This window comes from Streptomyces sp. NRRL WC-3549 (assembly GCF_000721935.1).
Lineage (GTDB): Bacteria > Actinomycetota > Actinomycetes > Streptomycetales > Streptomycetaceae > Streptomyces.
In genome coordinates, this window is sequence record NZ_KL585413.1 from 9,889 (window position 1) to 12,983 (window position 3,095).

Below are 3,095 nucleotides of genomic sequence, written 5' to 3' on the forward strand. Positions count from 1 at the left end.
AGAGATGTGTATAAGAGACAGGGCCAGGCGTACGAGGGTGGCGGTGTCCCGCATCGGGTCACCGGGGGGTGCCTGGCAGGAGACGATCAGCCGGCCCTGGAGCGTGTCGGCCAGGTCCTGTGCGGTCATCGGGGAACTCCGGGGTGGTGGAGGGGAAGGGTGGTGGTCAGGGCCGCGGCGCCGAGTACGGCGGCGTCGTGGCCGAAGAGCGGGGGCTCGGGGACGAGCCCGCGCAGCGGTGGCATCAGCTCGGCGGCGAAGGCGGCGGCCAGCGCGTCGCCGTACAGCGCGCCGATCCGGGGTACGCCGCCGCCGACGACGACCCGGTCGGGGCCGAGCGCGTTGGCGAGGCCGCCGAGTACCCGCCCGGCCGCCGTCGCACCGGTGGTGACGGCGCGTACGGCGGCCTCGTCGCCCTGGGCGGCACGGGCGGCGACCGTTTCGAGCCGGTCCGCCGGGGTGCCGGTGAGCCGCCCGTAGTGGGCGGTGATGCCCGGTCCGGAGGCGATGACCTCCAGATGCCCGGTGGCCCCGCAGGTGCAGGGCAGTCCGGCCGCCTCCGCGCTGGGCAGGTGACCGACGTGACCGGCGATGCCGGAGGCGCCGTGCAGCATCCGGCCGTCCACGGCGAGGGCGCCGCCCACACCGGTGCCGACGGCCGCGAACAGCAGCGAGCCATGGCCGTCAGGCAGTGCGGCCAGCTCCGGTCCGGCGGTGGCACGCACGTCGTTGTCGCAGGCCACCGGCAGACCCGTACGGTCCGCGAGGCCCGCGCCGAGCGCGGTTCCCGCCCAGCCGCTGATCGAGTCGGTGGCGCTGGTGACCAGGCCGGAGCGGGGGTCGACGACCCCGGCGGCGGCGATGCCGAGCGCCGTGGCCAGGCCGCCCGGATCCACCTCGGCCGCCGCCGCGGCGAGCGCGTCGAGCACCGCCTCGGAGCCGTCCCGGGCCGGGGTGGGCCGGGTGTGCCGGGCCAGCACCGTGCCGTCGGCGGCGAAGAGCGCGGCGGCGATCTTCGTACCGCCGAGGTCGAGGCCGATCACCACGGCCCCGGTCGCCGCCGCGACCGTCGGACCGGTGCTCATCGGACCGGCGGCAGACCGGCGCCGCGCAGCCGCTCCGCGACCAGCGCCACGGACTCCGCGGAGAGCGGGATCTGCGGGAAGACGGTGGCGCCGTGGTCGATGACGCCGAGCAGCCGCAGCGCCTCCTTGAAGGAGCCGAGCGCCGAGGAGCTGCGGCCCATGTCCTGCTCGGGGCCGGCGTCGACCATGGCGAACAGCTCGATCAGCCGCTCCTGCTCGCGGGCGGCGAGCGCCCAGTCGCCGGCCCGCGCGGCCTCGTACAGCCGGACGTAGCCGGCCGGGTCCACGTTGCCGATGCCGGGTACGACACCGTCGGCCCCGGCCAGCAGTGCCGCGTCCACGGTGAGCTCGGAGCCGGTCAGCACGCTGAAGTGCGGCACGGGGCCGGCGGCACGGCCCTCGCGCCCGCCGAGCTCGACGATCAGCCGGCGCAGCCCGCCCTCGTCACCGCTGCTGTCCTTGAGGCCGGCCAGGGTGCCGTCCTCGGCGAGCTCGCGCACCAGGGCGGCGGAGAGCTTGGAGTGCACGGCGACCGGGATGTCGTAGGCGAACAGCGGGAGGTCGACGTCGGCGCGCAGCCGGCGGAAGTGCGCGGCGATCTCCTTCGGGTGCGTACGGGTGTAGAAGGGCGCGGTCGCCACGAGGGCGTCCGCGCCCAGCTCCGCGGCGGTCCGGGCGTGCTCGGTGACCCGGGCGGTCGTCGTGTCGATGACCCCGGCGAGGACCGGGACGCGCCCGGCCGTCGCGGTGACCACGGTCTCCAGGGCGGTGGCGCGCTGGGCGTCGGTCAGATAGGCGACCTCGCTGGTCGAACCGAGGGCGAAGAGCCCGTGCACGCCGCCGTCGACGAGGTGGCCGACGAGCCGGGTCAGGGAGGCCGTGTCGACCTCCCCCCGGTCGTCGAGCGGGGTGCAGACCGGCGGTACGACGCCGTGCAGCGGTGCGGTCAAGGACATGGTGAGGGGCTCCAGCTCGTTCGGAACATCGGCCCGTCGTCCGGAAGGCCCGGAAGGGGAGACGGGACCGAGACATGAGACGTAAGATGTCCTATGTCTGGACTCACCTTAAACAGATGCCCCGGCGGCCGGTCAAGAGGCACCGGCGGCAGGCACACCTCAGGAGGACCCTCGTGGCCCGCCCCACCATGGCTCAGGACATCGAGCGACGGATCAAGGAACTGATCCTCGAACGCAGGCTCGGACCGGGCGACCCGCTGCCCACCGAGGCGGAGATGATGGAGCTGTTCTCCGCCGGACGGGTCTCCGTGCGCGAAGCGCTCAAGGCGCTCCAGGCCATGAACGTCGTCGAGATCCGGCGGGGCTTCGGCACCTTCGTCGGCTCGCTCTCCCTGTCCCCCTTCGCCGAGGGGCTGGCCTTCCGGGCCGCCGTCCGGCACGGACAGGGCGAAGGGGGGCTGCTGGAGCTGATGAAGGTCCGGGAGGCCCTGGAGACCGGCCTGGTCGGGGCCGTCACCGCCGGCGTCCCCGCCGAGGACCTGGCCGTGCTCCGGGGGCTGGTCGCCACGATGGAGTCCGAGGCCGCCCAGCACGGCCGGGTCGCCCGCGCCACCGACCGCGCGTTCCACCTCGCGCTCTACGCCTCGCTCGACAACCACCTCCTCAGCGAGGTGCTGGACGCGTTCTGGGCGGCGATGGACCGGGTGCGCGAGGACATGGACGACGGCCACCAGGAACCCGCCGTCACCTGCGCCCAGCACCACGAGATCGTCGAGGCCGTAGCGACGGCCGACGGTGTGCGCGCGGTGCGCGCCATGCGCACCCACTTCGACGGAATCCGCCACCGCCTCGAACCTCGGTCCGCGGGGGCCTCCGTGTCCGCGTAGGGGCACCTGCTCGCGCCCGCCGGCGCGGTGCGGCACCGCCTCCACCGCACCCTGGTCCATCGCGGCCCGCTCCGGTGCCCGCCCGCGCGCGGTGTGCGGGCGGGCGACCCCCGTCGCGTCACCCGCGGGCAGGAAGGGCGGCGCCCGCCGCGCTGCGCTCGTACACG

Annotated in this window: 3 protein-coding genes and 1 pseudogene; 1 reads left to right on the forward strand and 3 read right to left on the reverse strand. The window is 75.1% G+C overall.

The window, feature by feature from the left end; genetic code table 11:
* The 3 genes and pseudogenes from IH13_RS42530 to IH13_RS0120830 form a co-directional block, all read right to left on the reverse strand.
* Positions 1-129 (reverse strand): annotated as a pseudogene (locus IH13_RS42530) (N-acetylmannosamine-6-phosphate 2-epimerase); the annotation flags it as partial.
* Positions 126-1,085: an ROK family protein gene (locus IH13_RS0120825; protein ID WP_031086642.1), complete on the reverse strand. Its 960-nt coding sequence runs from the start codon at positions 1,083-1,085 to the stop codon at positions 126-128. The gene IH13_RS0120825 and the pseudogene IH13_RS42530, both read right to left, overlap by 4 nt.
* Positions 1,082-2,041 carry a dihydrodipicolinate synthase family protein gene (locus IH13_RS0120830; RefSeq protein WP_031086644.1) on the reverse strand — a complete coding sequence of 320 codons (960 nt, stop codon included), beginning with the start codon at positions 2,039-2,041 and terminating at the stop codon, positions 1,082-1,084. The genes IH13_RS0120825 and IH13_RS0120830 overlap by 4 nt, the downstream gene beginning before the upstream one ends.
* 173 nt (positions 2,042-2,214) lie before the next feature.
* Between IH13_RS0120830 and IH13_RS0120835 the strand changes: the two genes are divergently transcribed.
* Positions 2,215-2,928 (forward strand): FadR/GntR family transcriptional regulator, encoded by a 714-nt coding sequence (locus IH13_RS0120835; RefSeq protein WP_031086646.1) that lies wholly within the window; start codon positions 2,215-2,217, stop codon positions 2,926-2,928.
* Positions 2,929-3,095 lie beyond the last annotated feature (167 nt).

Excerpts from the sequence above, each read along its gene's own strand:
- IH13_RS0120825 (WP_031086642.1), bottom strand. The coding sequence starts at position 1,085 with ATGAGCACCGGTCCGACGGTCGCGGCGGCGACCGGGGCCGTGGTGATC.
- IH13_RS0120830 (WP_031086644.1), bottom strand. The coding sequence starts at position 2,041 with ATGTCCTTGACCGCACCGCTGCACGGCGTCGTACCGCCGGTCTGCACC.